This window comes from Nocardioides sp. (genome assembly GCF_036493135.1).
GTDB lineage: Bacteria > Actinomycetota > Actinomycetes > Propionibacteriales > Nocardioidaceae > Nocardioides.
In genome coordinates this window covers 1-22,116 of sequence record NZ_DASXQG010000042.1, presented here as the reverse complement: position 1 = coordinate 22,116, position 22,116 = coordinate 1, and the positions used below count along the sequence as shown (strand labels likewise).

Annotated in this window: 21 protein-coding genes and 1 pseudogene; 11 read left to right on the top strand and 11 right to left on the bottom strand. The window is 70.5% G+C overall.

Annotation, left to right across the window (positions count from 1 at the left end):
- Window positions 1-9: 9 nt before the first annotated feature.
- Window positions 10-486: a transcription elongation factor GreA gene (gene greA, locus VGJ24_RS06595; protein WP_331499715.1), complete on the bottom strand. Its 477-nt coding sequence runs from the start codon at window positions 484-486 to the stop codon at window positions 10-12.
- A 183-nt stretch (window positions 487-669) separates the two neighbouring features.
- Window positions 670-1,095 carry a DUF4307 domain-containing protein gene (locus tag VGJ24_RS06590; RefSeq protein ID WP_331499714.1) on the bottom strand — a complete coding sequence of 142 codons (426 nt, stop codon included), beginning with the start codon at window positions 1,093-1,095 and terminating at the stop codon, window positions 670-672.
- Here VGJ24_RS06590 and mca point away from each other — a divergent pair.
- Together mca and VGJ24_RS06580 are read left to right on the top strand one after the other, a co-directional pair.
- On the top strand, window positions 1,094-1,993 hold the full coding sequence (gene mca / locus VGJ24_RS06585) for a mycothiol conjugate amidase Mca (protein ID WP_331499713.1): 900 nt from the start codon (window positions 1,094-1,096) through the stop codon (window positions 1,991-1,993). The genes VGJ24_RS06590 and mca overlap by 2 nt on opposite strands.
- A gap of 28 nt (window positions 1,994-2,021) precedes the next feature.
- Entirely contained in the window at window positions 2,022-2,282 is a 261-nt protein-coding gene (locus VGJ24_RS06580) for a hypothetical protein (RefSeq protein WP_331499712.1), read from the top strand.
- A 15-nt stretch (window positions 2,283-2,297) separates the two neighbouring features.
- On the opposite strand, the gene VGJ24_RS06575 is transcribed toward VGJ24_RS06580, so the two are convergent.
- From VGJ24_RS06575 to VGJ24_RS06550, 6 genes are all read right to left on the bottom strand, one after another.
- Window positions 2,298-2,903 (bottom strand): class I SAM-dependent methyltransferase, encoded by a 606-nt coding sequence (locus VGJ24_RS06575; protein WP_331499711.1) that lies wholly within the window; start codon window positions 2,901-2,903, stop codon window positions 2,298-2,300.
- An 84-nt stretch (window positions 2,904-2,987) separates the two neighbouring features.
- The gene (locus tag VGJ24_RS06570) at window positions 2,988-4,211 is read right to left on the bottom strand and encodes an ABC transporter permease (RefSeq protein WP_331499710.1); all 1,224 of its coding nucleotides are present in this window, start codon (window positions 4,209-4,211) and stop codon (window positions 2,988-2,990) included.
- Window positions 4,208-4,930, bottom strand: a complete 723-nt coding sequence (locus VGJ24_RS06565) for an ABC transporter ATP-binding protein (RefSeq protein ID WP_331499709.1) — start codon at window positions 4,928-4,930, stop codon at window positions 4,208-4,210. The genes VGJ24_RS06570 and VGJ24_RS06565 overlap by 4 nt, the downstream gene beginning before the upstream one ends.
- A complete protein-coding gene (locus tag VGJ24_RS06560; RefSeq protein ID WP_331499708.1) occupies window positions 4,923-6,107 on the bottom strand; it encodes a hypothetical protein in 1,185 nt (394 codons plus the stop codon). The genes VGJ24_RS06565 and VGJ24_RS06560 overlap by 8 nt, the downstream gene beginning before the upstream one ends.
- A gap of 282 nt (window positions 6,108-6,389) precedes the next feature.
- Window positions 6,390-6,977 (bottom strand): hypothetical protein, encoded by a 588-nt coding sequence (locus VGJ24_RS06555; RefSeq protein WP_331499707.1) that lies wholly within the window; start codon window positions 6,975-6,977, stop codon window positions 6,390-6,392.
- A gap of 7 nt (window positions 6,978-6,984) precedes the next feature.
- Window positions 6,985-7,317, bottom strand: coding sequence for a hypothetical protein (locus tag VGJ24_RS06550; RefSeq protein ID WP_331499706.1), 333 nt, complete (start codon window positions 7,315-7,317; stop codon window positions 6,985-6,987).
- Window positions 7,318-7,437: 120 nt separating this feature from the next.
- Here VGJ24_RS06550 and VGJ24_RS06545 point away from each other — a divergent pair, with 120 nt between their 5' ends.
- From VGJ24_RS06545 to VGJ24_RS06530, 4 genes are all read left to right on the top strand, one after another.
- A complete protein-coding gene (locus VGJ24_RS06545; RefSeq protein WP_331499705.1) occupies window positions 7,438-8,088 on the top strand; it encodes a response regulator transcription factor in 651 nt (216 codons plus the stop codon).
- The gene (locus VGJ24_RS06540; RefSeq protein ID WP_331499704.1) at window positions 8,085-9,305 is read left to right on the top strand and encodes a HAMP domain-containing sensor histidine kinase; all 1,221 of its coding nucleotides are present in this window, start codon (window positions 8,085-8,087) and stop codon (window positions 9,303-9,305) included. Before VGJ24_RS06545 ends, VGJ24_RS06540 begins: the two co-directional genes overlap by 4 nt.
- Window positions 9,306-9,488: 183 nt before the next feature.
- Window positions 9,489-11,450, top strand: coding sequence for a thioredoxin domain-containing protein (locus VGJ24_RS06535; RefSeq protein WP_331499703.1), 1,962 nt, complete (start codon window positions 9,489-9,491; stop codon window positions 11,448-11,450).
- A 90-nt stretch (window positions 11,451-11,540) separates the two neighbouring features.
- On the top strand, window positions 11,541-13,229 hold the full coding sequence (locus VGJ24_RS06530) for a HAMP domain-containing sensor histidine kinase (protein WP_331499702.1): 1,689 nt from the start codon (window positions 11,541-11,543) through the stop codon (window positions 13,227-13,229).
- 19 nt (window positions 13,230-13,248) lie between these two features.
- Here the strand turns inward: VGJ24_RS06530 and VGJ24_RS06525 are convergent, their stop codons facing one another.
- Window positions 13,249-13,602, bottom strand: coding sequence for a hypothetical protein (locus tag VGJ24_RS06525; RefSeq protein WP_331499701.1), 354 nt, complete (start codon window positions 13,600-13,602; stop codon window positions 13,249-13,251).
- Window positions 13,603-13,695: 93 nt separating this feature from the next.
- Window positions 13,696-14,409, bottom strand: coding sequence for a PAQR family membrane homeostasis protein TrhA (gene trhA / locus VGJ24_RS06520; protein WP_331499700.1), 714 nt, complete (start codon window positions 14,407-14,409; stop codon window positions 13,696-13,698).
- An 82-nt stretch (window positions 14,410-14,491) separates the two neighbouring features.
- Between trhA and VGJ24_RS06515 the strand changes: the two genes are divergently transcribed.
- The 5 genes and pseudogenes from VGJ24_RS06515 to VGJ24_RS06495 all read left to right on the top strand — a co-directional run.
- On the top strand, window positions 14,492-15,268 hold the full coding sequence (locus tag VGJ24_RS06515) for an isoprenyl transferase (RefSeq protein ID WP_331499753.1): 777 nt from the start codon (window positions 14,492-14,494) through the stop codon (window positions 15,266-15,268).
- Between the two features lie 257 nt (window positions 15,269-15,525).
- Window positions 15,526-16,908 carry a PhoH family protein gene (locus VGJ24_RS06510; RefSeq protein ID WP_414691045.1) on the top strand — a complete coding sequence of 461 codons (1,383 nt, stop codon included), beginning with the start codon at window positions 15,526-15,528 and terminating at the stop codon, window positions 16,906-16,908.
- Between the two features lie 270 nt (window positions 16,909-17,178).
- On the top strand, window positions 17,179-17,901 hold the full coding sequence (locus VGJ24_RS06505) for a lytic transglycosylase domain-containing protein (protein ID WP_331499699.1): 723 nt from the start codon (window positions 17,179-17,181) through the stop codon (window positions 17,899-17,901).
- 126 nt (window positions 17,902-18,027) lie between these two features.
- Complete coding sequence (locus tag VGJ24_RS06500; protein WP_331499698.1) at window positions 18,028-19,836, top strand: PKD domain-containing protein; 1,809 nt, start codon at window positions 18,028-18,030, stop codon at window positions 19,834-19,836.
- Window positions 19,837-19,909: 73 nt separating this feature from the next.
- Window positions 19,910-21,043 (top strand): annotated as a pseudogene (locus tag VGJ24_RS06495) (alpha/beta fold hydrolase); the annotation flags it as partial.
- A gap of 70 nt (window positions 21,044-21,113) precedes the next feature.
- Here VGJ24_RS06495 and VGJ24_RS06490 read toward each other — a convergent pair.
- Complete coding sequence (locus tag VGJ24_RS06490) at window positions 21,114-21,965, bottom strand: SDR family NAD(P)-dependent oxidoreductase (protein ID WP_331499697.1); 852 nt, start codon at window positions 21,963-21,965, stop codon at window positions 21,114-21,116.
- Window positions 21,966-22,116: the final 151 nt, after the last annotated feature.

Here is a 22,116-nt window from a genome sequence, read left to right as displayed (position 1 = left end):
CGGCGACCGTCAGGCGGAGAAAGGTACCGCGCTGATGATCTCGATCTTCGCGACCCGGCCGTTGGGCTGCTCGAAGTCGACGGTCTCGCCGGTCGAGTGCCCCACCAGCGCGGCTCCCAGGGGTGACTCCGGTGAGAACACGTTGACGCCGATGCCGTCGTCGTCGGCCACGTCTCGAGCCGCCAGCAGGAACGACTCCTCGTCGTCGCCATCGAACTTGTGGGTCACGACCTTGCCCGGGGACACCTTGCCGTCGTCCTGCGCGGGCTCGGTGGTGACACCGGACAGCATGTCCTCGAGCTGGCGGATGCGCGCCTCGTTCGTGCCCTGCTCGTCCTTGGCGGCGTGGTAACCGCCGTTCTCCTTGAGGTCACCCTCGTCGCGGGCAGCGCTGATCCGTTCCACGATCTCGGCACGGATGGGCCCGCGCCGCTCCTCGAGCTCGGCGGTGAGCCGGTCGAAGGTCTGCTGAGTCAGCCAGATCATGCGGAACTCCTCCAGAGACGCGTGGGTACGCGGCTATGTCGTGTCGGTGTGAGTGCGCCACCGGGCAAGGACTAGGTCGTGCTGGTTGCGTCGTCGTGGCGCGGCCAGAAGAGAGGAGTCTACCAAGACACCGGCGCCAAACCCATAAACGAGACCGAAGCGGGCGTGCTCGCGAGGTGGCCCTCAGCGCGCTCGGTCCTGGCCCTCGGCGGTGCATCCGGGCAGCTCCACCGCGGTGGCGATCCGCTCCGTACGGACCGTCACCCGGTTGGTGCCCGTCGTCGGCGTGAAATGCAGCTCGCCGACGATCGAGTGGTCGTCAGCGAGGGCCTCGACCGTGCAGGTCGCGTCGGTCGTGCCCGAGGCGAGGCGGACGTCGATCCGGGCCGTGACGGAGTGCTCGTCGACGACGTGGAAGGAGACCAGCTGCGACTGCACCTTGGGCGTGGACTCGGTGTACGCCGCCCAGGCGAGCCAGGCGAGACCGACGAGCGCAAGCACGGCGACGGCCGCGATCGTGGCTCGTCGCCACCACGCCGGGGGCGCGGCGTACCGCTCGCTCAGGGTCTGCTCCACGCCGTCGATGCTCCCACCTAGGCTGTCGCGCATGTCCCAGGACCCTCATGGTGACGCGCGCCCGGGGGCCGGTCTCCGGCTGATGCACGTGCACGCCCATCCCGACGACGAGTCGAGCAAGGGCGCGGCCTCGACCGCGAAGTACGTCGCCGAGGGCGTCGACGTGCACGTCGTGACCTGCACCGGCGGCGAGCGAGGCTCGATCCTCAACCCGAAGATGGACCGCCCGGACATCGCCGCCAACATCACCGAGGTCCGCCGTCAGGAGATGGAGCGGGCGCGCGACATCCTCGGCGTCCGCCAGGACTGGCTGGGTTTCGTCGACTCGGGCTGGCCCGAGGGCGACCCCAAGCCGCCGCTCCCCGAGGGCTGCTTCGCGTTGGTGCCGCTGGAGGAGTCCAGCGAGCGGCTGGTCCGGCTGATGCGCGACTTCAAGCCGCACGTGGTCACGACGTACGACGAGAAGGGCGGCTACCCCCACCCCGACCACATCCGCTGTCATGAGGTGAGCGTCGCGGCGTTCGAGGCGGCCGGTGACCCCGATCGCTTCCCCGACGCCGGTGCGCCGTGGCAGCCCCAGAAGCTGTACTACCACCACGGCTGGAGCTACGCCCGGATCAAGGCGATCCACGACCTGTTGATCGAGCACGATCTCGAGTCGCCGTACGCCGAGCGGCTCGAGACCTGGGAGCGCGACGAGGAGTGGGACAAGCGGCTCACCACGCGCGTGCCGTGTGGCGACTACTTCGGGGTCCGCGACCAGGCTCTGCTGGCGCATGCGACGCAGATCGATCCGGACGGGCCGTGGTTCTCGGTCTCGCGTGAGCTCCAGGTGCTGGCCTGGCCGACCGAGGACTTCGAGCTGGTCACCAGCCACGTCGAGACCTCCATCCCGGAGGACGACCTGTTCGCCGGGATCCGCGGTCGCTGACGCGGGCCACACCTGAGACAATGGACTCATGATCGACGTCGTCGCTCTCGCGCTGGCCTCCGACCCGAGGCCGGACGACAACAACGTCGTGGCCGGGTGGGTCGGCTTCGCGGTGATGATCGCGCTGATCGTGGCGGTGGTCTTCATCCTGCGCAGCTTCACCAAGCAGCTGAAGAAGGTCGACGCGGCGCAGAAGGCCGGCGTCTTCGAGGAGGACGAGAAGCCCGAGGAGGAGCCGAAGTCGTCCGACCAGACCTCCGACCAGCCGCCCACGCCCCACCAGACCTGAGCCGCCCGGTGCGCGTCAGTCGCGCCGTACCAGACGGACCAGGCAGTCCCAGGCCGTGTCCGCCGAGTCCTCACGGTGCCCGTCCGCGACCAGCCGGGCCACCCGCCCCGCCTGCTGCACCTCGAACGCCCGCCCCCCGAGGTCGGTCAGCACGTCCTCCGCGGTCATCAGGACGGCCGGGTCGGTCGGGCCGCCGACGCCCTCGCTGATGTTGCTCAGGTCGTGGCTGACCCACAGGAACGTCCCGCCGGTGCGGACCGAGTCATAGGCGTTGGATACCGCGGCGCCACGCTCCGCGGCCGCGAGCTGGAGGTAGGCCACCAGGCACACGTCGTACGACGCATCGCCCCGCCACGTCGTGGCGTCCGCGCGCACCCACGCGACGTCGAGAGCCTCGGCCAGCATCCGCCCCTTGTCGAGACCGGCCTGGGCGAAGTCGACCGCGGTGACCTGCCAGCCCTGCCGAGCCAGCCAGATCGCGTTACGGCCCTCACCGCAGGCGAGGTCGAGCGCCCGGCCAGGTGGGAGCCCGGACAGCTCGGTCTCGACGAACTGGTTCGGCCCGGCCGACCACACGAGCTCGCTCGCCCGGTAGCGCTCGTTCCACGCCTCGGCGTCCATGCCGCCATTCTTGCTCCCTCGCTGGGTTGACCAAGCCACCGTGCGAGCGAGCTCGCTCCGGTCGACCGTTGTGAGGTCGTGGGGTCACATGCTCCAGAGGGCTTGGGTGGGGGACAGGCGGGCGGCTCGGACGGCCGGGAGCAGTCCGGCGAGCGCACCGATCGCGAGAGCGGAGGCCACGCCGCCGGCCCAGGCGAGAGGCGGGATGACGACCTCCCAGTTGTGGGTACGGGCGTAGACGGCGGTCGCGGCCGCGCCGAGCCCCATGCCAACCGCCCCACCGAGCAACGCCAGAAGCATGGCTTCGGTGAGGAACTGGGCGCGGATGTTTCCCTTGGTGGCGCCCAGGGCACGGCGCAGCCCGATCTCCGAACGGCGTTCGAGGACGGAAATGAGCATGACATTGCCGACGCCGATGGCGCCGACGAGCAGCGAAACCGCGCCGAGGCCGAGGAACAGGCTGTTCAGCGCTCCCTTCGCGGCGGCGCGCGCGACCAGGACGTCCGAGGGCCGACTGACGGCCACCTGGCCGGGGTTCTCCGGGTCGGCCGTGGGAGCGAGCAGGTCGTGGACGGCGTCGACATGGTCGGTGGTCGCGCGCAGGTAGATCTGGGAGGGGTGGCCATCGAGGCCGAGGTATCTGTCCGCAGCCGGGAAGCCGATGAGCACCGCCGAGTCGATCTCGGGAGCGAGCAAGGCCGGCTCGAGTACGCCGGCCAGGTAGAACCATTGCCCCGACGACGGACTGGCGCCGATCCAGATCCGCTCACCCGGGTAGATCCGGCCGATGCCCATCCGGGAGGCGGCAGCGGCGCCGAGCACGGCGACCGGCTCCCGCGCGGTGGCCGCGTTGAGGAAACGACCCTCGGCCATCGGGGCGGAGACGGTGGAGGGCAGTCCCAGGCTGGTGGCTTGGACGGACAACGCGTTGGTGTTGATCGGTGGGATGAGCCGACTGCGGAACGCGTTGACCCCTTCGACGGTGCCCGTGAACTGGACGTCCGTGACGGGGCCTATGCGGGCGAGCATGCCCGGTGCGGCGACCGGGAGCTCGGCAGTCTGGCCGCCGAGGGTCTGGCCGTTGGCGACGGTGAGCAGGTTGGTGCCCAGCTGGTCGATCTCGGCCAGCAGTCCGGCCTGGGACGACGCGGAGAGGCCGAGTACGGCGACGATCGCGGCCACCCCGATCGCGATGCCGAGCGCGGAGAGGGCGGCGCGCAGCCTGCGAGTCCGGATGCCCACGACCGCCAGGCGAGCCAGGTCCGCCGGACGCATCCGGTGCGTGCCCAGCTGCGCCGTGATGCTCATGAGTAGACGCCCCTGCTGATCCTCGCGCGACCGGCGTCGCCGACGATCCGCCCGTCGAGCATCTCGACCCGACGAGGCATCCGCGCCGCGATGCGCTCGTCATGGGTGATCAACACGATCGTGGTGCCCCCGGCATTGAGCTCTTCGAGCAGCGTCAGGAGCGTCTGTCCGGTGGCCTGGTCGAGGTTGCCGGTGGGTTCGTCCGCCAGGACGATGGCCGGCGAGCCGACGAGGGCGCGGGCGATCGCGACCCGCTGCCGCTGCCCGCCGGAGATCTGCGTCGGACGCACGTGGAGCCGGTCTGGGAGCCCTACCGAGGCCAGCGCCTCGGCCGCGCGTTCCCGCCGCCGGCCGATCGGCACGCCGGCGTACAGAAGTCCGTCCGCGACGTTGTCGAGCAAGGTGGCGTGCTCGGCGAGGAAGAACTGCTGGAACACGAACCCCACCCGGCCCGCCCGCAGGGTCGAGAGCTGACGATCTGACAGGCGCGCCAGGTCGAGTCCCGTGATCATGACCGTGCCGGACGAGGGTCGGTCCAGGCCGCCCATCACCTGCAGCAGCGTGGTCTTGCCCGAACCGGAGGGGCCCACGACGGCGACCAGCTCCCCGGCGGCCACGGTCAGGCTCACCTCCCGCAACGCGGTCAGCGGCGGGACACCGGGGTAGGTCTTGGTCACCCCGGCGACCTCCAGCACCACCCTGGCATCGGTGTCACTCATGGCCGGGCACGACCACACGCTGTCCAGCCCGGAGCCCTGCCCCCGACACCTGCACCATGCCCGCCACGTCGTCGAACAACCCCGGGGTGACCGGCACCACGTGATGGGTCCCATCGCCGTCCACCACCTCCACCGCGTAGCCGCCACCCGATCGCGCCATCAGCGCAGTCACGTTCACGGCCAGCACGTGGCGCACGGTGCGATGGGTGATCGACACCTCCACGGGCGCCTGGTCCAGGCCGCTGGCTGTCCTCAGATGGGTCGGCCTGATGTGCACCGGCACCGTCGGCGTCGACCCACCCGGTCCTGAGGCGTCCGGGGGAGCGGTCGTGGCGGCCTTGCCGACCGAGATGACCCGGCCGGGGGTGGTGCTGCTATCGGGCAACGTGATGGCGACCCGGTCTCCGGTCTTGACCTCCGCCTGCATCCCCGCATCCAGCGCGACGCTCACCGTCGGGGTGGTCGACGTCGCGTGCAGCACCGGGCCGTTCGCCGGTCCCCCGAGGTCGGCCTGCAGCGCGGTCACCCGCGCTGGGGTGGGCAGGAACACCACACGGCCGAGATCGAGCCTCCCGGTCTGGTCTTCCTCGAGGTGGGCCTGCAGCTTCTCCACGCCGAGCCGGGTGGCCCAGCTGAACTCGTCCGAGGTCGAGGCCACGTCGGCTTCGTTGACGTAGCCCAACGTGACCAAAGCGTGGTTCAGCTGTGCCACGTCCGCCCCGGTCACGTCCTCGATGCTCGCGCCCGCTGCGAGGGTGCGCCATGCCGGGCTTGCGCCGTACAGCAGCACCAGCGGCTGCCCGTCCACCCGACACAGCACCTGTCCCTCGCGGATGACCTGACCTGCCCTCGGGAGCCAGGTCACCGTCCCGCGCGCGCGTCCCAACACGGCGTAGGAGCCCGCATACCCCAGGGTTCCGTTGACCTGTGTGTGTTCGGACAGTGACCGACGCGTGACGGTCGACAGCGACGTCGCCGACGCGGCCTCGCTCGATCGGGCAGCGTCCCGCCCCTTGTCGAACGCGCCACCGACCACCGCTCCGACCGTGCCGGCACCGACCACGAGTACCCCAGTCAGGATCCACCACCGGCGGGGGCCACGCCGACCACCGGTCTTCACGGGCGCGCGCTTGCCGGCGGCCGAAGTCGTCCCGGTGCCTGTTGTCCGGGCACTCATGGCGTCTCCTTCACGTCGGTCCCGCCGCACGTCGTGCGACGACGGCCCGGTGCGTGCGGGTCATTCGAACTGGTACGGGGCGTCCTCTCCGTCCAGGCGCTCGCACTCGTCCAACGTCGCCTCGAACCGGTGTGAAAGCGATGAACCGGCGGACGACGATTTGCCACTGCCACATCCTGTGACCAGCGGAGCGCCACCATCGGGGCAGCCGGGATCCCGGCTGCCAGCAGCGTGACCGCCCATGCCCGGCGTACGACGCGGACGCGCTCAGTGCACATCAGCTCATCCATAGTGGTGGCAGCCGTCTTCGCCGATGCCGTTGCACAGAACGGCGCCGTTCTGACCCGGAGCGGGGTGCAGCAGATGTGAGCAGTCGCCAGAAACGGCGTCCAAGCGCGGCGTATCCGGGTTGACCTGGCCTCGGAGGTCGAAAACAGTGGCGCCGTCGCTATCGGTGCTGGGATCGGGCCAGTCGCGCACTCCGTGGGCGCGCATGCACCGCGCGAAGTCCAGCATGCCGCTCATCGTCTGCTGCGACTGGGCCTGCGACGCCTGGAGCAGGTGGCCGCACGCGGCCTGGGCTCGCTCGAGCTGGGAAGCGGTGACCGCGACCTGTTGCGGCACGACCTTGGGGACAACTCCCCTGCTGTCGGGGTCCGGGAATTCCGGCACCCCGTGGGAACGCATGCACCGGGAGAAGCCGACGGCGGAGGCCGATGTCGGCGACGTTCCCCCACCCGCATCCGGAGACCCGCCGGCAGACGACGGGTGCCCGCCACAACCCGCCACGAGCAGGACCATGGCGGCGATGATGCCCGCCCAGTGCGGCTGCAACCGCTGTCGGCGACGTACTGCGATGAGCTCGTTCACGGGTGCCTCACCCCACATCCACCGGAACCTCGCCGGCTATCCCTACGGGGTGCTCGGGCGACTTGTCGGCCGCCATCCACTGAGCCGAGCCGATGTCGATGCTGGTGTTGCCGATGACGAAGCCGGGGCGGCCCTGGGAGTCGACCGTGGGGTCGGCCGGTTCGGTACACCATGGGAACGCATGCACGCCGAGTAAGCGACCGCTGACGTCGCCGTCGGCGACCCTTCTGCCTTCGGTGGGCCGTCGGATGTCGGGTGATCGCCGCCGCTGCATCCCGCGACGGGCAGGGTCATGCAGACGGCGACGTATGGCGACTTTCGCACTGCCAGCCTGGATCATGGCTGCTCCTTCGAGGCGACTCCACGTCCCATCCCGGATCCGTTCTAGCGCCGAGGCGGTGACACCAGCCGAACAGTCGTTGTTAGGCGGTTGTCATCCGGAAGCGCGCACAATGAGCCCGTGCGAGTGTTGGTCGTGGAGGATCACATCGCGCTGGCCGACCGGATCGGTGAGGGCCTGCGCGACGCTGGGTTCGCGGTCGATGTCGTCTATGACGGCGCCGCGGCCCTGGAACGCACGACCAGCACTGCGTACGACGTACTCGTGCTCGACCGCGACCTGCCGCGAGTGCACGGCGACCGGGTCTGCCGCCAACTCGTGCGCGACGGCTCGCCAGCCCGGATCCTGATGCTCACCGCCGCCGCCGACGTCGACGATCGGGTCGATGGGCTGGAGCTGGGTGCGGACGACTACCTGGGCAAGCCGTTCGCCTTCCACGAGCTGATCGCACGCATCCGGGCCTTGGGCCGACGCGGGCCCGGGTCTCCCGCGCTCGTACAGCGGGGCGACCTCACGGTCGATCGCGCACGGCACCGCGCCAGCCGCGCCGGCTTCCCGCTGGCCCTGACCCGCAAGGAGTTCGGCGTTCTGGAATGCCTGCTCGGCGCTGACGGCGCGGCGGTCAGCGCCGAGGACCTGCTTGAACACGTGTGGGACGCGCATGCCGATCCGTTCAGCAACACCGTCGCGGTGACCGTCGGGCGGCTACGCCGGAAGCTCGGCGACCCGCCGGTGATCGAGACCGTGGTCGGCGTGGGCTACCGGTTGTGAGCACCCTGAGCGCACGGTCACGGCTGACGCTGCTCTACACGTCGCTCTTCGCGCTGGGCGGAGGCACACTCGTCGCGATCACCTACGTGCTGGTCGCGCACAGCCTGCACAGCCCGACGACATCCATCACGCCGGAGGTCCAGAGAGCCGTCGCGCGGTGCGTCCAGGCAGTCCAGACACACGGTCGCCCCGGCGCCATGGTCAAGTGCACGGCTCTGTACACCAACGCCGTCCAGGCAGGCGCAGCTTCCCAGCGAAGCACGACACTGAACCACTTGCTCACCTATTCGCTGCTCGGGCTGGCGGCCGTCGTCGTACTGGCCGCGGTGGGAGGTTGGGTCGCCGCTGGGCGCATCTTGCGGCCGGTGCACCGGCTCACGGCAGCTGCCCGGGCGGCAACCGAGCAGAACCTGTCCCAACGCATCGCTCTACAAGGCCCGCGCGACGAGCTCCGTGAGCTCGCCGACACCTTCGACAACATGCTCGAACGGCTCAACCGCGCGTTCACCAGCCAGCGGCAGTTCATCGCCAACGCCAGCCACGAGCTACGCACTCCGCTGACCGTCATGCGCACCGCCATCGACGTCGTCCTCGCCAAGCCGGCGCCGACCCGGGAGGAGCTGGTGTCGATGGCCACAGAGGTACGCCAGGCCGTCGATCACGCCGAGCGCCTCATCGAGGCCCTGCTCGTGCTCGCCCGCAACGAGCAGACCCGCGCGCTGACCGACCCCCTCGACCTCGCAGTCATCGCCGAGGACGCACTCGAAGGGCGCTCCACCGATCACATCACGACCATCACAGAGTTTGACGAGGCACCGGTGACAGGTGACGGGGTGCTCCTCGAACGCCTGGTCGCAAACCTCCTCGACAACGCCGAGCGCTACAACGTCGAAGACGGAACCGTCACGATCTCAACGTCCACGAACGACAAAGCCTCCGTGCTACGAGTCACCAACACCGGCACCATCGTTCCCGCCGACATGGTCGATCGACTCTTCCTACCGTTCACTCGGCTCGACGACCGAACCCGCCACGAAGGGTTCGGGCTCGGCCTGACCCTCGTGTCGTCGATCACCGCGGTACACCGAGGCACCCTGAACGCGTCCGCATTCCCCTCGGGCGGCCTGGACATCACCGTCTGCCTCCCCCGGCGTGGAACCGACCTGTCCTCAGATCCAGGGACGCACCTCGGCACCGACTCGCCGCCACAGCCCTAGCCGATTTCGCCCCCTTGAAGCTCGCCCAAACCCAGGCCCTGGAGCGCACGACGCCTGAGTGATGCCGGCCCCGGTCGCAGCTGTGCTGCCAATGGCAAACGGTGATGGTGATCCTCGTGGGATCACTTGCGTGTATCACTGCGCCCGCTGCGACCCTCACGGCAGCGCGGCTAGCGTGGACGGATGCCCAACCGGCTGAGCACGGCCACGTCGCCGTACCTCCTCCAGCACGCCGACAACCCGGTCGACTGGTGGGAGTGGGGCGACGAGGCGTTCGCCGAGGCGCGGCGTCGCGGCGTACCGATCTTCTTGTCGGTCGGGTACGCCGCGTGCCACTGGTGCCATGTGATGGCGCACGAGTCGTTCGAGGACGCTGCCACGGCCGCCCAGCTGAACACGGAGTTCGTCTGCGTCAAGGTCGACCGTGAGGAACGACCGGACGTCGACGCGGTGTACATGGAGGCGACGGTCGCGATGACGGGCCACGGTGGCTGGCCGATGACCGTGGTGCTCGACCACGACGGAAGCCCGTTCTTCACCGGCACCTACTTCCCCGACCGACCGCGCGGCGGACAGCCGGCGTTGCGGCAGGTGCTCTCCGCACTGACCGAGGCCTGGCGCGACCGGCCCGACGACGTACGACGTGCGGCCGGCACCGTGCGCGACCATCTCGCTCGCGAGGTCTCGCTCACGGGGGCCGCACTCACCGCCGACGACCTCGATGCCGCCGTAGTCGCGCTGGCATCGGACTTCGACCGGGCGCATGGTGGCTTCGGGGGCGCGCCGAAGTTCCCGCCGAGCATGGTGCTCGAGCTCCTGCGGCGCCGACCGGACGACGACGCGGCCCGGCGCATGCTCGACGGCACCCTCGAGGCGATGGCCCGCGGCGGCATCCATGACCAGCTGGCCGGCGGCTTCGCCCGCTACAGCGTCGACGCCGGTTGGGTGGTACCGCACTTCGAGAAGATGCTGTACGACAACGCCCAGCTGGTCGGCCTCTACGCCCGCTGGGGAACCCCGCTGGGCGATCGGGTCGCCGCCGGCACCGCCGACTGGATGCTCGGCGAGCTGCGCACTCCCGACGGCGGGTTCGCCTCGGCGCTCGACGCCGACAGCGAGGGTGAGGAGGGGCGCTTCTACGTCTGGACCCCGGAGCAGCTGACCGACGTCCTCGGCGAGGACGACGGCCGCTGGGCGACCGGGCTGTTCGAGGTCACCGGCACCTTCGAGCACGGCAGCTCGACCCTCCAGCTTCCGCGCGATCCGGAGGACTGGCGCCGCTTCGACGACGTACGACGCCGCCTGCTGGCCGCGCGCGGGCAGCGAGTGCGGCCGGAGCGTGACGACAAGGTCGTCGCCGCCTGGAACGGCCTGGCGATCTGCGGCCTTGTCGACGCCGGTCGTCTGCTCGGCCGTGAGGAGTACGTCGACGCCGCACTCGCGGCGGGGGAGTTCCTGGATGTTGTCCACCTCGTCGACGGCCGGCTGCGCCGGGTCTCCCGCGACGGCCGGGTTGGAGGCCCGGCCGGCGTGCTCGAGGACTACGGGGCGGTCGCGGCCGGGTTCCTCGCCCTGTGCGGCGCGACCGCAGACGAGCGCTGGTTGGCAGGCGCCACAAACCTCCTCGACGCCGCGCTCACCCACTTCAGGGCCGACGACGGCGGCTTCTTCGACACGCCCTCCGACGGCGAGCGGCTGGTCGCCCGGCCGCGCGACCCGGGCGACAACGCCAGCCCCTCGGGCACCTCGGCCACGATCCACGCACTCCTCGCGGCCCACGCGCTCACCGGCGACGGGCGATGGCGCGACGCGGCCGACGAGGCCCTGGCGGGCGTGTCCGAGCTGGCGCGGCGCGCTCCCCGCTTCGCAGGCTGGTCCCTGGCGGCCGCCCAGTCTCTCGTCGACGGGGCGCCGGAGATCGCGGTGGTGGGTCCTGGCGGCCCTGAGCGCGACGATCTCGAGCGTCAGGCGCGCCGGTGGCCGGGTGCGGTCGTCGTCGTCGCGGAGGGCCCGAGCGACGCCGTTCTGCTGCTCGAGGGCCGGGGTCCGGTCGACGGCACACCCGCGGCGTACGTCTGTCGTGGCAACGTTTGTGACCATCCGGTGCTATCGCCTGGCAAATTCTTTCCACCCTCTGGACGCTGACCTAACCTTCAAACGACCGCGACCGGGGGGCCTGCGGCGGACCGAAGGTGATCGGCATTGGGGGGACCAGCCGCGGGTGATGCGCACCCAATGGGGAGCGGCGCGGTCCATCCCGCAGACAAGCAGCTCGTCGACGACGTGGCACGGATCGCCGAATCCGTCAGGGAGGTCGTCGACACCCGAGCGGCCATGATCAGCCGGGTCATCGACGACGAGTGGCTCGAGGTCATGACCGTGGTCGGCGAGCCGTCGTCCGGGCTCGTCGACGGGCTCCGCTGGCGCCGCTCCGACCTGGCCAATCTCCTCGCCGACGCCGAGCAGCTGGGGCGGCTCCACGCCACCGAGCGGCGCACGCTGTCCTACGTCGAGGTGCCGACCAACGTGCCCGAGACCTCGCTCTACGTCGCCGACCACCTCGGCCTGCTGGTCGCACCGTTGCACGCTGCGGACGGCGAGCTCCTCGGCGTCCTCACCACGGAGGGTCCGGTCGACATCGCCCACCCGCCGGCGGGCACCTGCGAGCTCGTCGAGCTGTACGCCGAGCAGGCGCGGCTCGCACTGACCGGGCTGCGCCGGCAGGACGTCCTGACCGAACGGCTCCGGATGTCCTACGCCGCCCAGGGCGTACTCCAGGCCGCCGCTGCCGCGGAGGACGTGCCGTCGCTGCTCGAGTCGGTGGCCGGCAGGCTGGGGGAGATGATGCGCGCCCGCGGTGCCTGGACCTGCGCGGAGCTCGAGCCCGGTGTCCACGCCGAGGCCGCGTCGTACCCGCCGGAGGTCGCCGAGCGACTGGGCACGGACGTGTGCACCCTGCTCCAGCCCATGATCGGCGCCTGCCTGAGCGACGAGACCACGCTGACCGACGAGTCGGCTCCGTTGCTCGGCCGGCTGGCGGCCGTGACCGGGCACGAGCAGGCACTGCTCGCCGCGATCGGTGACGGCACCGGCAGCCGGGGCGCCTTGCTGGTGCTCCGTCGGGCCGAGGACGAGCCCTGGACCGACAGTGACCGTGAGGCGGTGTTCGCACTCGGCCGTCGACTCGGCACCGTGACCGACCAGGTCCAGGGACGCCGCCGCGACCAGGAGATCGTCGAGGAGCTGATGCGGCTCGACCAGTACCGGCGCGACCTCGTCGCGTCGATCACGCACGACCTGAAGACCCCGCTGACCGCGATCGCCCTCAACACCGAGCTGCTCGAGTCCGACGGACGTCTCGCGGAAGCGGGCTCGCACCCCGTCGAGGCGATCCGCCGGAGCGCCGACCGCCTGTCGAACCTGGTCGACGACCTCCTCGCCATGGCTCGCGCCGAGGAGGGCGCCGACAACCTCACCGAGGTCGACCTGGTCCAGATGCTGCGCGACGCGTGCGACCATGCCGAGACCGAGGCACGTCTACGTGGGGTCGGCTTCGAACTCGACACCCCGAAGGACCTGTGGGCGATGGTCGACCCCAACGCTCTGGCGCGTGTCTTCGCCAACCTGGTGGGGAACGCGGTCAAGTTCAGCCTGCCGCGCGGCCGCGTCGTACTGCATCTCACCCGGTCCGACGGAGCGGTGGAGTTCCGGTGCAGCGACGAGGGGATCGGCATCCCGGCCGACCTTCTCGAGACCATCTTCGACATCTCACGCCGTACTCCGGACGCGCGCACCGAGGAGTTCCCGGGCTCAGGGATCGGCCTGGCGATCTGCGCCCGCATCGTCACCCGTCTCGGCGGACGGATCACCGTGGACTCGACGCAGGGTCAGGGATCGACGTTCACCGTGCGCATCCCCTGCTGATCCGTCGCCCGTCGTCTGCTCAGCGCAGACCGACCTGCGCGACCAGCCTTCCGGCGAAGCTGTCGGCCGGGATGCCCCGGGTCAGCAGGTCGACCCCGGTGTGGAACGCCAGTACCACGAGCGTGATCGCGAGGACCCCGACCAGCAACCGCTGGAACGGGAGGGGATTGTGCTCGCGGGTGGCGCCGTGCAGGTGGGCGATCCACCCACCCAGGGCGTTGGTCACCACCGCGCTGATCACGCTGGCGATGGCGGCTCCCAGGATCGTCCCCAGCAGTCCGAGCTGGCTGGAGAGCGCGGTCGCGGTTGCCGCAGCGACCGCACCGGCGACCACGGTCGGGTAGTTCAGGGCATGGGTCTTCTGATCAGGCATCGCAGGGTGTGACGACGGGCGCCGGTCAGATGTTCCGCGATCCGTCCCGACGTGAGCGGGTTCACGCCGAGTCGGCGCAAGGCGACTCGGTGTTCAGCGCAGGGAGTACGTCGCGAGCGAGATGCCGACGTAGTGGGCGACGAACGCCAGGACGGTGAACGAGTGGAACACCTCGTGGAACCCGAAGTAGCGCGGCCACGGATCAGGTCGACGGAACCCGTAGACGGCGCCGCCGAGGATGTACAGCACCCCGCCGGCGGCGATCAGCACCAGCACGGCGGTGCCGATGCCGACCCCGTACCGCTCGGACCCGGCGGCGAACTCGGGCAGGACGAAGACGGCCGCGCACCCGAGCGCGACGTAGATCGGCACGCACAGCCATCGGGGCGCGTCGATCCACAGGACGCGGAACCCCACCCCCAGCAACGCGCCGAGCCAGATCACGCTCAGCAACACCACCCGATCCGTGCCTTGCAGGAGAAGGAGGCTGAACGGCGTGTAGGTGCCCGCGATCAGCAGGAAGATGTTGGAGTGGTCCAGCCGTCGCAGGACCCCGGTCACGCGAGGCGACCACCGGCCGCGGTGGTAGATCGCGGAGACGCTGAACAGGAGAACGGACGAGACGACGTAGACCACCGAGCCGAGGCGGGTGGCCGCGGTCGGCGAGAGCGCGATCAGGACGACACCCGCGGCGAGGGTCACCGGTGCGGTGCCCAGGTGCAACCACCCGCGCAGCCGCGGCTTCGCGACGCTCTCGGCCACGTGCTGGGCGAGAGAGTCGAGACCCGCTCGGATCGAGTCGCTCATGCGGTGACGATACCGGCGAGGCAAGGTCGCCGTTGCTGCTTCGTGGGTGCCCGCCCCCGGTTACCATCGAGGGGTGGCGGCGATACCGGAGCTGAAAGAGCGCGTACGCCGTCTCTTCTACCCCGCCTACGAGGCGCGCATGGTCAAGGCGCTGCCGAAGGACCGGATCCCCCAGCACATCGGCGTGATGCTCGACGGCAACCGCCGTTGGGCCAAGGGCGTCGGCGGCGACAGCACCCACGGCTACCAGGCCGGCGCGGCCAACATCGAGCCGCTGCTGGAGTGGAGCGAGGAGGTCGGGGTGCAGGTGGTCACGCTGTGGCTGCTCTCGACCGACAACCTCAACCGGCCGCCCGGGCAGCTCGAGGGCCTGCTGGGCGTGATCGGCGACGCGGTGGAGCAGCTCGCCGAGCAGGGCCGCTGGCGGATCCACCCGGTGGGCGCCCTCGACCTGCTGCCGGCCGCCCTGGCGAACCGGCTCAAGGAGGCCGAGGAGTCGACCCGCGACATCGACGGGATCCTGGTCAACGTCGCCGTGCCGTACGGCGGCCGGCGCGAGATCGCGGACGCCGTACGCTCGCTGCTCCAGGAGCACGCCGAGCGTGGGACGAGCCTGGAGGAGCTGGCCGAGGTGATCGATGTCGACCACATCGCCGAACACCTCTACACCAAGGGCCAACCCGATCCCGACCTCGTGATCCGTACGTCGGGCGAGCAGCGGCTCGGGGGCTTCCTGCTGTGGCAGAGCGCGCAGAGCGAGTTCTACTTCTGCGAGGCCTACTGGCCCGACTTCCGCAAGGTCGACTTCCTGCGCGCGATCCGGGCCTACGCCCAACGAGAGCGTCGGTTCGGCTCCTGACCCGGTCGTGATTGCCGAAGACACCTCCTCAGCGTGTCTCCCGCAATCCCCGGACGACGGGCGTAGTTTCGCGGCATCGATGGGTTGGGGAAACCCCATCGAATCGGGAGGCCCGTTCGTGATACTTCACGATCAGCAAGCGCGGTGCAGTCGGCCGTGCGGCTCGGCCGCCAGGCCGCGCCCAGCGAGGTCGGCACTCCGGCCTTCGGGTTCCTTCCCGGTCCGCCACGCAGAGGGAGAACAGGACCGGGCGTGGGGTGCCCGCACGGTCTGGTGAGGGGTGTCTGGTGCCGCAGGCCAAGCAGGGGACCCGACGGACCACGCGTGCGACCGGGCAGAAGGCCACGGTGCGCACGTTCGTCCTCGACACGAGCGTGCTGCTGGCAGACCCGGGCGCGATGCGCCGGTTCGCCGAGCACGAGGTGGTCCTGCCCGTCGTCGTGATCACCGAGCTCGAGGCGAAACGCCATCATCCCGAGCTCGGCTTCTTCGCGCGCACGGCGTTGCGCGTGCTCGACGAGCTGCGGGTGACCCACGGCAGACTCGACGAGGCGGTCCCGGTCGGCGACGAGGGCGGCTCGATCCGGGTCGAGCTCAACCACACCGATCCCGAGTCACTGCCGTCCGGCTTCCGGCTCGGCGACAACGACACCCGGATCCTCGCCGTCGCCCGCAACCTCGCCAACGAGCACCGCGACGTCACCCTGGTCTCCAAGGACCTCCCGATGCGGATCAAGGCGTCGGCGGTCGGCCTGCGGGCCGAGGAGTACCACGCCGAGCACGCCGGCGACTCGGATCCTGGCTACAGCGGGATGGCCGAGCTCGAGGTGCCGGCGGCCGTGCTCGACGAGCTGTACGACGTCGGCTCCACCGACCTCGAGTCCGCCCGGGAGCTGCCCTGCCACACCGGTCTGGTCCTGCTCTCCGAGCGCGGGACGGCGCTCGGGCGCGTCGGACCCGACAAGCACGTCCACCTGGTCCGCGGTGATCGGGAGGCGTTCGGCATCCACGGGCGCTCCGCCGAGCAGCGGATCGCGCTGGAGATGCTGCTCGATCCCGAGGTCGGCATCGTCTCCCTCGGCGGCCGCGCCGGCACCGGCAAGTCCGCGATGGCGCTGTGCGCAGGCCTGGAGGCGGTCCTGGAACGCCGCCAGCACCAGAGGGTGGTGGTCTTCCGCCCGCTGTTCGCCGTCGGGGGCCAGGAGCTCGGCTACCTGCCCGGTTCGGAGTCGGAGAAGATGTCGCCCTGGGCGCAGGCGGTGTTCGACACCCTCGGCGCGATCACCTCGCGCGACGTGATCGAGGAGGTGCTCGACCGGGGCATGCTCGAGGTGATGCCGCTGACCCACATCCGCGGCCGCTCCTTGCACGACGCCTTCGTGATCGTCGACGAGGCACAGTCGCTCGAGCGCAACGTGCTGCTGACCGTGCTGTCCCGGATCGGGGCCAACTCCAAGGTGGTGCTCACCCACGACGTCGCCCAGCGCGACAACCTGCGGGTCGGGCGGCACGACGGCGTGGTCGCGGTGGTCGAGAAGCTGAAGGGCCACCCGCTCTTCGCCCACGTCACCCTGACCCGATCCGAGCGGTCTCCGATCGCCGCCCTGGTGACCGAGATGCTGGAGGACGTCGCGCTCTGACCCCGGCCCGGTCCGGCCGCGACGCACGTCGTACGCCGTGACCGTTCCGTGACCATCTCCCGCTGTGAGCTGGGACTGGTGTGCTCGGTGTGTTCGGTGTGACTCGTGAGTCCTGAACTCATCCACATTTCCACTACTTTCTCGCCTGTTCGGTTTGCACGGCCCCCCCAACTCATGCAAGGTGGCAGGGCGGTCCTCCGCCGATTCGAGTGAACTCGGCTCTCGTCGAGGTGGGGGGCGCACCCGAGTCGTCTACCCCCGAATGCTCTCGTGCCCCCTCAGCAGCAGTACCTGCCCAAGCACCGGGCTGCGCCTGTTCCGACGCAGCCTGTTGCCCTGTCCGGACCCCGCCACATCGGCGACAAACGCCGCACCGCCCGCAAGGCGTTGCGCGGCACGGTCACCCTGACCGGGCTCGCCGCAGCCGCGACCGGAGTCGCGGTCGCGACCGGCGTCGTCCAGTCGCCCGGCACGGCGGTGAGCTTCGCCGACTCCCTGTCGCCGGTCGCCTCCAACGACAGCTCGGACACCCCGACCGCGGACGTGCAGGACCGCAGCGCCGTCGTGTCGCGGTCGGCCGACCGCACCGCGCTGTCGCGCGCGGACCGGCGTACCAAGCGCGACCCGGCCAAGGCCGCCGCGCTCGGCCTCTCCACCGGACCCGCTGTCGGCGGCCAGGAGAGCCTGTCCTCCGGGGACGCGCAGGGGATCGCCGAGGCACTCCTGCCCAAGTTCGGCTTCGACAGCTCGCAGATGTCCTGCCTGATCCCGTTGTGGGCCGGTGAGAGCGGCTGGCGCGTCAACGCCGAGAACTCCTCGTCCGGCGCCTACGGCATCCCCCAGGCCCTCCCCGGATCCAAGATGTCCTCCGCCGGCGCGGACTGGGCGACCAACCCCGCCACCCAGATCGAGTGGGGGCTGGGGTACATCGCCGAACGCTACGGCTCACCCTGCGGCGCGTGGGGCTTCAAGCAGAGCCACGGCTGGTACTGACCGACCGGGTCCCCCGCGCGCAACGAACGACCGCGTACACAAGATTGGGCAAACGCGTCCACACCCCTGTTTCCACCGTGTGTCGTCGCCCTACGCTCCCCATGGGACGAGGGGATGGGGGACACCATGCGGGGGACTCGCACGTTCGCGTTGTGCGCCACGGCGACGGCGACGCTCGTCGCACTGCTCGGCTTCGCCGGACCGGCACACGCGATCTATCGCGCTGAGCCGCGCCCCTTGGCGTGGAACCCCGACGGCCCGGTGCATGCCCTTCTCGACGGCGGCAACGTGGTCTACCTGGGCGGGAAGCTCGACGGCACCGGCGGGATCGCTGCGGTCAATGAGTCCACGGGCGCCCTCCTGTGGATGCTGCACGCCAGCAACGACGTGCGTGCGCTGGCGCTCTCACCCGACGGGTCCACGCTGTACGCCGGTGGCAGGTTCACCACCGTCGAGGGCGTCACCCACCGGGGCGTCGTGGCCGTCAACGTCGCCAACCACACCCTGGTCTCGTCGTGGAAGGGGGCCGCGGCCGGCACGGTGCGCGACCTGATCGCCTACGGCAGCGACGTCTACGTGGCGGGGAAGGTCACCAGCGTCGGGGGTGTCGCTCAGCGTGGCATCGGTGCGTTGGACGCCACCACCGGCAAGCGAGACGGGAGCTTCACGTTCTCGGCCGACAACGACGTGCTCGGCCTGGCCCTGACCGGCACCCGGCTGATCCTGAGCGGCTCGTTCACCCACATCAACGGCGTGGCTCGCAACGAGCTGGCATCCATCGACCTGTCCACCAACACCCTGACCGGCTGGGCGCCGGCCAAGCTGTGCTCGAGCTGCGACCAGTACTGGGACGTTCAGACCGACGGCACCAACGCCTACGTCGCGACCTCGGGCAACGCCGGCGGCGCGTTCAGCCTCGCCACCGGCCAGCCGCCCTGGCACACCATCCGGGGCACGGGCGACTTCCAGGCCGCCTGGGTGCCCGGTGACGGCCACGTCTACTACGGCGGTCACTTCGGTGAAGGGGTTTGGAGCTCCGGATCGCCGCAGAACCCGGTGCCGGCCAAGCAGCTGGTGGCGGTGTTCATCGGGAGCGGGCTGCCGGACGGTCGCTGGTTGCCGAGGCACATCGGGGCCTACCCCGGGACCTGGGCGTTCACCTCGACACAAGGAACCCTGTGGGTGGGCGGCGACTTCACCGGCGAGGTGGTGAACGGCACGAACAACCACAAGCCGTACCTCGCGGCGTACCCCGCCCCGAACGCGGCCACGGACACCCAGCCACCGACCGGCTCGTTCCACATGAACCGGGCGACCGCGTGGGCGAAACACACCCAGGTGAACCTCGTCCAGACGGCGATCCACGACAACGTGACCCCCGACAACAAGATCGCCCGCACCGTGGACTGGGGCGACGGCACGTCGGCGGACTGGGCCACGGGCACGACCCTCACCCACGTCTACAAGTCCCATGGCACGTTCACGCCGCGCGTGACCCTGACCGACCAGGCGGGCAACAGCTCCGCACCGATCGACTCCTCTGCCGTCTCGGTCAAGGTCGACTCGGCGGCTCCGGTCGTCAAGCTCCACCTGCCGCGGCACAAGCACTCCGTCGCGGCGTGGAAGACCCTGCGCGGCACGGCCACGGACGCGGGTACCGGTGTCCAGAAGGTCGCGCTGCAGATCGTCGAGAAGCGTGGCGGCGCGTGGTACGGCTACGACGCCAAGACCCACCACTGGATCAAGGCGGCGACCAAGGCGAAGGCGTTCGCGAAGAGCAGGACGCTCCGCGTGAAGGTCGACGCTCAGCACGCCTGGTCCGCCAAGGCGGCGCACCTGGGCAAAGGCACCCTGGTCTACAAGGTGTGGGCGACCGACGAGGTCAAGAACCGGTCCGCGACGATGACCCACAAGGCGAGCCTGTCCCACCGCTGACCCCGCAGCACCGGGACGTCCATAAGTGCTTGTGGCCCCCGGTCCGGGCTGAGGACAATGGCCGACGAAGGTCATGGTCTTCACGTTCGAGAGCTGTCAGCTGGACCCAGCGCGTTTCGAGCTCCGTCGCGGTGGGACGGCCGTCCACGTGGAGCCCCAGGTGTTCGAGGTACTGGTCTACCTGGTCACCCACCGCGACCGGGTGGTCCCCAAGACCGAGCTGCTCGACGCCGTGTGGGGAGACCGGTTCGTCAGCGACTCCACGCTCACCAGCCGGCTTAAGGCCGCCCGCAAGGCGATCGGGGACGACGGGCGAGGGCAACGGCTGATCGCAACCGTGCACGGGGTCGGCTACCGGTTCGTCGCGGCGGTGGGGGACGAAGCCCCCGATGCCGCCATTCCGGTCGAGGTGAGCCACCGCCGGAGCACGACACAGGAGATCCGGTACTGCACGTCGCCGGACGGGGTCAGCATCGCCTGGGCGTCGACGGGGTCGGGAGCCCCGCTGGTCAAGGCCGCCAACTGGCTGACGCACCTCGACCTGGAGTGGGACAGCCCGATCTGGGCCCACTGGATCGACGCGCTCTCGGCCGGTCGCCGCCTGATCCGGTACGACGAGCGCGGCAGCGGCCTGTCCGACTGGGACGTGCGCGAGTTCAGCCTGGACGCCTGGGTCGAGGATCTCGAGCTCGTGGTGGACTCCGTCGGCCTCGACCGGTTCCCCCTGCTCGGCATGTCCCAGGGGGGCGCCGTCGCCATCGCCTACGCCGTACGCCACCCGGAGCGGGTCACCCGGATCGTGCTGATCGGCGCCTACGCGCGTGGGCGGCTGGCGCGTGCCGCGACCGAGGAGGAGCGGGAGGAGGCGGCGCTCGACCTCCAGGTGGGCCGGGTGGGGTGGCGCCGCGACGACCCGGCGTACCGCCAGGTCTTCGCCGCGCAGTTCCTGCCCGACGCCGACCGTGGTCGCTGGGACGCCTTCAACGCCCTGCAGCGCGCGACGACGTCCACGGAGAACGTGGTGCGGTTCCTCGACACCTTCGCGAACCTCGACGTCTCCCCGCTGGCCTCGCAGGTGCGGTGTCCGACCCTGATCGTGCACGCTCGGCGTGACCGCCGGGTGCCGAAGTCGCAGGCGCGCGAGCTGGCCGCGCTGATCCCCGGCAGCCGGTTGCACCTGGTCGACAGCGGCAACCACATCGCGATGGCCGAGGAGCCCGCGTGGCCGCATCTGGTCCGCGAGATCGAGACCTTCCTGGCCGGGGAGGAGAAGCCGGTCAGACCGGCAGCCCCACGAGCCGCGCGCTCACGTCGTACAGCCGCTGTCCGAGCGCGTCGTCCTGGGCGAGTGGGGACGGCTCGCGCAGCCGGTTGCCGTCGTAGTAGCCGCCGGTCTGTCCCTCGACCTCGGGGCTCGTCGCGAGGTACGCCAGCCTCGAGCCGCCGACCTCCGGGCGCTCCATCCGCCGCTTCATCAGCGCCAGCACCGGTCGGGCGAACCACGGCGCCCGGCTCCAGATGTTGGTGGAGATCGCTCCCGGGTGGAGCGAGTTCACGGTGACCCCGCTCCCGTCGAGGCGGCGGGCGAGAAGACGCGCGGTGAGGACGTTGGCGAGCTTGGAGCGCGCGTAGGCGCGCATCACCGAGTACCCGCGCTCGAACCCGACGTCGTCGAGGTCGAGCGTGCCGGAGTAGTGGCCTGCGGACGACGTGAACACGATCCGCGCGGGTGCGCTCTCTCGGACGCGGTCGAGGAGCAGCTCGGTCAGCAGCAACCCGCCCAGGTGGTTCACCGCGAACGTCGACTCGATGCCGTCGGCGGTGAGGACCCGCCGCGCGAAGACCGTGCCGGCGTTGTTCACCAGGACGTCGATCCGGTCGCAGGTGCGGAGCAGGTCCTCGGCCAGCCGGCGTACGGCGGACTGGTCGGCGAAGTCGCACAGCAGCGAGTCGACCCGGCACCGCGGTGACTCCGCGCGGATGCGCCCGACGGCGGCCGCGGTACGGGACGGGTTGCGGCCGAGCAGCACGATCCGGCAGTCCGGCCGGGCCCTCGCGATCTGGCTGGCGCACTCGAGCCCGATGCCGTCGGACCCGCCGGTGATCACGTACGTCGTCTCACCCGTCAAGGCCGCGTCATCCGCTCCACGTCGAGCGCGGCGAGATCACCGAGGAGGAGCTCGACACCGCGCTGGACGTCGAGGGCATGACCCACCCGTGACCACCTTCGTGATCACCGGCGCCAGCGACGGCATCGGCCTGGAGTGCGCCAGTCAGCTG

Bases quoted from the DNA above. Each gene is read 5' to 3' on its own strand.
- greA (WP_331499715.1), bottom strand. From the start codon at position 486: ATGATCTGGCTGACTCAGCAGACCTTCGACCGGCTCACCGCCGAGCTC.
- mca (WP_331499713.1), top strand. From the start codon at position 1,094: ATGTCCCAGGACCCTCATGGTGACGCGCGCCCGGGGGCCGGTCTCCGG.
- VGJ24_RS06590 (WP_331499714.1), bottom strand. From the start codon at position 1,095: ATGCGCGACAGCCTAGGTGGGAGCATCGACGGCGTGGAGCAGACCCTG.
- VGJ24_RS06580 (WP_331499712.1), top strand. From the start codon at position 2,022: ATGATCGACGTCGTCGCTCTCGCGCTGGCCTCCGACCCGAGGCCGGAC.
- VGJ24_RS06575 (WP_331499711.1), bottom strand. From the start codon at position 2,903: ATGGACGCCGAGGCGTGGAACGAGCGCTACCGGGCGAGCGAGCTCGTG.
- VGJ24_RS06570 (WP_331499710.1), bottom strand. From the start codon at position 4,211: ATGAGCATCACGGCGCAGCTGGGCACGCACCGGATGCGTCCGGCGGAC.
- VGJ24_RS06565 (WP_331499709.1), bottom strand. From the start codon at position 4,930: ATGAGTGACACCGATGCCAGGGTGGTGCTGGAGGTCGCCGGGGTGACC.
- VGJ24_RS06560 (WP_331499708.1), bottom strand. From the start codon at position 6,107: ATGAGTGCCCGGACAACAGGCACCGGGACGACTTCGGCCGCCGGCAAG.
- VGJ24_RS06550 (WP_331499706.1), bottom strand. From the start codon at position 7,317: ATGATCCAGGCTGGCAGTGCGAAAGTCGCCATACGTCGCCGTCTGCAT.
- VGJ24_RS06535 (WP_331499703.1), top strand. From the start codon at position 9,489: ATGCCCAACCGGCTGAGCACGGCCACGTCGCCGTACCTCCTCCAGCAC.
- VGJ24_RS06530 (WP_331499702.1), top strand. From the start codon at position 11,541: ATGGGGAGCGGCGCGGTCCATCCCGCAGACAAGCAGCTCGTCGACGAC.
- VGJ24_RS06525 (WP_331499701.1), bottom strand. From the start codon at position 13,602: ATGCCTGATCAGAAGACCCATGCCCTGAACTACCCGACCGTGGTCGCC.
- trhA (WP_331499700.1), bottom strand. From the start codon at position 14,409: ATGAGCGACTCGATCCGAGCGGGTCTCGACTCTCTCGCCCAGCACGTG.
- VGJ24_RS06500 (WP_331499698.1), top strand. From the start codon at position 18,028: ATGCGGGGGACTCGCACGTTCGCGTTGTGCGCCACGGCGACGGCGACG.